Source organism: Aeromonas aquatica (assembly GCF_000764655.1).
GTDB classification, from domain to species: Bacteria; Pseudomonadota; Gammaproteobacteria; order Enterobacterales; family Aeromonadaceae; genus Aeromonas; species Aeromonas aquatica.
In genome coordinates this window covers 1-4,773 of record NZ_JRGL01000050.1, presented here as the reverse complement: position 1 = coordinate 4,773, position 4,773 = coordinate 1, and the positions used below count along the sequence as shown (strand labels likewise).

The following is a 4,773-nucleotide window of genomic DNA, read 5'->3' as shown; positions in this document are numbered from 1 at the left end:
TAATTGGGACATAGCCTTTGAAAAGCCCGCCGTGGCCGCCGTTTTAGTGCCGACGAATAAACGGACTATTTCATTAAAATCCGAATATTGAACAGATTTAATCAATCCGGCGGAATTGCGAGATAAAAAGATTGTCCATCTGGACGTCTATCTTGACCGAATGGCCCCGACTCACTACCGTGGGCACCCCATAGCGGCAGGATGCCCACCCTGTGCCCGAGCTGATTCGGGTTCACACAGGCCGCGACAGGAGGTCATTGTTCAAGTTTCGAGGAACACATGATCCAGACCCAACCCAGTGCCAGGGCCCTGCTGCCCCTGCTGGTCTTTCTTGCTCTCTTCATCGGTACCGGCACCTGGCTGACCCTGCAAGGAGTCGAATTCGCCTTCTACCAGTTGCCCGCCCCCGTGGCCGCCCTGCCCGCCGTCATGCTGGCACTGATGCTGGGCAAAGAGGGGTTCAACAAGAACCTCGAGACCTTCTTCAAGGGGGTCGGCGACAGCAACATCATGGCCATGTGCCTCATCTACCTGCTGGCGGGCGCCTTCGCCACCGTGGCCAAGGCCACCGGCGGGGTGGATGCCACCGTCGCACTGGGGCTGTCGCTCATCCCGAGCTGGTTCCTGTTGCCTGGCCTGTTCCTCATCTCTGCCTTCATTGCCACCGCCATGGGCACCTCCATGGGCACCATAGGCGCCGTGGCACCGGTGGCCCTCGGCGTCGCCCAGGCGACCGGCATCGATCCCGTGCTGATGGCAGGCACCATCCTCTCCGGCGCCATGTTCGGGGACAACCTCTCCATCATCTCCGACACCACCATAGCCGCGACCCGCAGCCAGGGCTGCGAGATGAGGGACAAGTTCCGGGAAAACGTCAAGATTGCCGCCCCCGCCGCCGTGCTGGTGATCCTGCTCTACCTGCTGCTGGGCTCCACCGGCGAAGCCCCGGCCACCAGCGCCGGCGCCGATCTGCTCAAGGTCGCCCCCTATCTGCTGATCCTGGTGCTGGCACTGGCGGGGATGAACGTGTTCGTGGTGCTGGGGCTCGGCATCCTGGCCGCCGGTGGCGTCGGCCTGGTCGGCAACTATCCCCTCGGTCAGTTCAGCAAGGACATCTATCAGGGCTTCACCAGCATGCAGGAGATCTTCCTGCTCTCCATGCTGATCGGCGGCCTCGGCGCCCTGATGGAGCGCCAGGGGGGGCTTGCCTGGATCAGCGCCCGCATCGCGGCCCTGATTGCCCGTTTCACCCGCGCCCACGATGGTGAACAGAACGAGAAGGCGGCCGAGCTCGGCATCGCCGGGGTGGTAAGCCTCACCAACCTCTGCACCGCCAACAATACGGTGGCCATCATAGTCGCCAGCAAGGTGGCGCGGGACCTGGCAGAGCAACACGGCGTCACCCCGCGCCGCGCTGCCTCCATGCTGGATATCTTCTCCTGCGTGGTGCAGGGCCTCATCCCCTGGGGCGCCCAGGCGCTGCTGCTCGGCTCCATCTTCGCACTGTCGCCGCTGGCGGTGGTGAGCATGAGCTTCTACCCCATGGCCCTGGCCTTGGCTGCCATAGTTGCCGTCTTTATCAAGCATCAGACCCGGGGCGCCGCCGAGCACCGACAAGCCGCCTGAGTAGCCACTCTTTGATGACGGGCACTGCCGCCAGACAGTGCCCGTCATTGGCCGGATCTTCTGCTGTCCGGCCAATGCACCGACCCTCCCCCGCTTTTCATCCCGGATGGCCCTTGTTAAGGTAACCCCAGCCTTTTCGCCCCATCACAGGAGCCCCCATGCCGGATACCCAGACCGATAGACCCGATGAGCGACAATCCCTGCGCCAACTCATTCGCCAGCGCAGAAAGAGCCTGAGCCCGGCCGAGCAGCAGGCAGCCGCCGCGCAACTGGTGGTCCGCTTCCAGGAGCACCCGCAGATCCTGGCGGCCAGCCGCATCGCGCTCTATCTCGCCAACGACGGCGAGCTCGATCCCGGCCCCGCCATTCAGTGGCTCTGGGCCCGGCAACAGGAGGTGTTCCTGCCGGTGCTGCACCCGGACGCCCCGGGTCACCTGCTGTTCCAGCGCTACACCCCCACCAGCCCCATGACCCGCAACCGCTTCGGCATTCCCGAGCCCGAGCTCGATATGTCGCAGGTGCTCCCCCACGACGCCCTGGACATCATCTGCACCCCGCTGGTGGCCTTCGATGGGTTGGGCAACCGGCTAGGCATGGGCGGTGGTTATTACGATCGCACCCTGGCCGACTGGCACGAACACGGACTGGGCCCGAGACCCCTGGGGCTGGCCCACGACTGCCAGCAGGTGGATGCGGTGCCCAAGGAGCAGTGGGACGTGCCGCTGCCCGAGATCATCACCCCCGCGCGTTGCTGGTGCTTCTCCTGAGTCGGCGGGTTGTGCTGGTCAGGGTCACTGCCCGGCCCATACCTGGCGATATTTTCGACTACCGCACGGCGCCATGAACGATAAACAGGCAAACGATTTACATCTTGGGGTTTTTAGGACCAGAACGTGAGCCAGGTGGTCGCCCTCGGGGGCGGGCTTGGATATAATGCGCCCGCTTTTTCCATAAGGATCCATCATGACTCAAGATGAAATGAAGAAGGCGGCCGGTTGGGCTGCGCTCAAATACGTGGTACCCGGCACCATCGTCGGGGTCGGCACCGGCTCTACCGTCAATCACTTCATCGACGCCCTGGCGACCATGAAGGACGAGATCAAGGGCGCGGTATCGAGCTCCATCGCCTCCACCGAGCGCCTCAAGGGTTTCGGCATTCAGGTGTTTGATCTCAACGACATCGATGCCCTCTCCGTCTACGTGGATGGCGCCGACGAGATCAACGCCAGCCGCGACATGATCAAGGGCGGTGGCGCAGCCCTGACCCGCGAAAAGATCGTGTCTGCCGTGGCCGACAAGTTCATCTGCATCATCGACAACACCAAGACGGTCGAGGTGCTCGGCACCTTCCCGCTGCCGGTGGAAGTGATCCCCATGGCCCGCGAATACGTGGCCCGCGAAATCCGCAAACTGGGTGGCAACCCTGTGTGGCGTGAAGGGGTGGTCACCGACAACGGCAACATCATCCTGGACGTCAAGGGGATGGCCATCCACGATGCCAAGGGGCTGGAAACCCGGCTCAACGCCATCGTCGGTGTGGTCACCAACGGCCTGTTCGCCCACCGTGGTGCAGATGTCGTGCTGATCGGCACCCCGGAAGGCGTGATCACCAACGAATAAGCAGGTTCTGTGGTGATGCTGCCTTCCCTCTCAATGCAAGGGCCCATCATCACACCGACCATGAGAAACGGCGCCTGATGGCGCCGTTTCTGTTTATGCCTCAACGAGTTGCAAACCAGGGTTTACAACAAACGTTGATAACATCAAAGAATTTGACTTTCGTCACAAATATTCCCTCTCCCAAACGTTTTTGCTACTTTACGGTTTTCTTCACACCGCATACCTGCACAGGTTTTTAAAACAATAGAGGGATCGTCATGACAGCCAAGTTTTCGCTGGACAAGGATAAAATCAAGGTGCTGCTGCTGGAGGGAGTCCATCCCAACACGGTGGAAACCTTCCGTGCCGCCGGTTACACCAGTGTGGAGTATCTCAAGACTTCCCTGTCGGAAGAGGATCTGATCGAGCGCATTCGCGACGTGCATTTCATCGGCCTGCGCTCGCGCACCCAGCTCACCGAGAAGGTGCTGGATGCCGCCGGCAAGCTGGTCGCCATCGGCTGCTTCTGCATAGGTACCAACCAGGTCGCCCTCGACGCCGCCCATGTGCGCGGTATCCCGGTGTTCAACGCCCCCTTCTCCAACACCCGCTCCGTGGCCGAGCTGGTGCTGGGGGAGATCCTGCTGCTGCTGCGCGGCATCCCGGAGAAGAACGCCAAGTGTCATCGCGGCGTCTGGGAGAAGCTCGCCAACCGTGCGGTGGAAGCCCGTGGCAAGAAGCTCGGCATCATCGGCTACGGCCACATCGGTACCCAGCTTGGCATCATCGCCGAGATGATCGGCATGAAGGTCTACTACTACGACATCGAGAACAAGCTCTCGCTGGGCAACGCCATCCAGGTGCCAAATCTGGTGGAGCTGCTCAACATGTCTGACGTCATCAGCCTGCACGTGCCGGAAACCGCCTCCACCAAGGATCTCATCGGTGCCGAGCAGCTGCGCATGATGAAACCCGGCGCCATCTTCATCAACGCCTCCCGCGGCACAGTGGTGGACATCGAGGCCCTGGCCGACGTCATCAAGAGCGGCCATCTCTCCGGCGCCGCCATCGACGTCTTCCCGTCCGAGCCCACCTCCAATGACGAGGAGTTCCTGACCCCGCTGCGTGGCCTGGACAACGTCATCCTGACTCCGCACATCGGTGGCTCCACCCAGGAAGCCCAGGAGAACATCGGGCTGGAAGTGGCCAACAAGCTGGTCAAGTACTCCGACAACGGCTCCACCCTCTCCGCCGTCAACTTCCCGGAAGTCTCCCTGCCGGGCCACAAGGGCTCCAGCCGTCTGCTGCACATCCACCGCAACCAGCCGGGGGTGATGAACCAGATCAACCAGATCTTCGCAGACGAAGGCATCAACATCGCCGGTCAATACCTGCAGACCAGCAGCCATATCGGTTACGTGGTGATCGACGTGGAGACGGAGCACAGCGAGAAGGCCCTCGCCAAGCTCAAGGAGATCGGTGGCACCATCCGCGCCCGGATCCTGCACTAATGCCCTGAGCCGGTTGCTCGTGTCTAGTCCTGAAATA

4 protein-coding genes are annotated in these 4,773 nt (G+C 61.9%); all 4 read left to right on the top strand.

What is annotated here, in order from left to right:
• The first annotated feature begins 279 nt into the window (after positions 1–279).
• The 4 genes from LG30_RS0107660 (at position 280) to serA (ending at position 4,736) form a co-directional block, all read left to right on the top strand.
• The gene (locus LG30_RS0107660) at positions 280–1,626 is read left to right on the top strand and encodes a Na+/H+ antiporter NhaC family protein (RefSeq protein ID WP_033130119.1); all 1,347 of its coding nucleotides are present in this window, start codon (positions 280–282) and stop codon (positions 1,624–1,626) included.
• Positions 1,627–1,784: 158 nt separating this feature from the next.
• Positions 1,785–2,393 carry a 5-formyltetrahydrofolate cyclo-ligase gene (locus LG30_RS0107655; RefSeq protein WP_033130118.1) on the top strand — a complete coding sequence of 203 codons (609 nt, stop codon included), beginning with the start codon at positions 1,785–1,787 and terminating at the stop codon, positions 2,391–2,393.
• Positions 2,394–2,589: 196 nt separating this feature from the next.
• A complete protein-coding gene (rpiA, locus tag LG30_RS0107650; RefSeq protein WP_033130117.1) occupies positions 2,590–3,246 on the top strand; it encodes a ribose-5-phosphate isomerase RpiA in 657 nt (218 codons plus the stop codon).
• Positions 3,247–3,503: 257 nt separating this feature from the next.
• On the top strand, positions 3,504–4,736 hold the full coding sequence (gene serA / locus LG30_RS0107645) for a phosphoglycerate dehydrogenase (RefSeq protein WP_033130116.1): 1,233 nt from the start codon (positions 3,504–3,506) through the stop codon (positions 4,734–4,736).
• The last annotated feature ends 37 nt before the right edge of the window (positions 4,737–4,773 follow it).

Bases quoted from the DNA above. Each gene is read 5' to 3' on its own strand.
- LG30_RS0107660 (WP_033130119.1), top strand. From the start codon at position 280: ATGATCCAGACCCAACCCAGTGCCAGGGCCCTGCTGCCCCTGCTGGTC.
- serA (WP_033130116.1), top strand. From the start codon at position 3,504: ATGACAGCCAAGTTTTCGCTGGACAAGGATAAAATCAAGGTGCTGCTG.
- rpiA (WP_033130117.1), top strand. From the start codon at position 2,590: ATGACTCAAGATGAAATGAAGAAGGCGGCCGGTTGGGCTGCGCTCAAA.
- LG30_RS0107655 (WP_033130118.1), top strand. From the start codon at position 1,785: ATGCCGGATACCCAGACCGATAGACCCGATGAGCGACAATCCCTGCGC.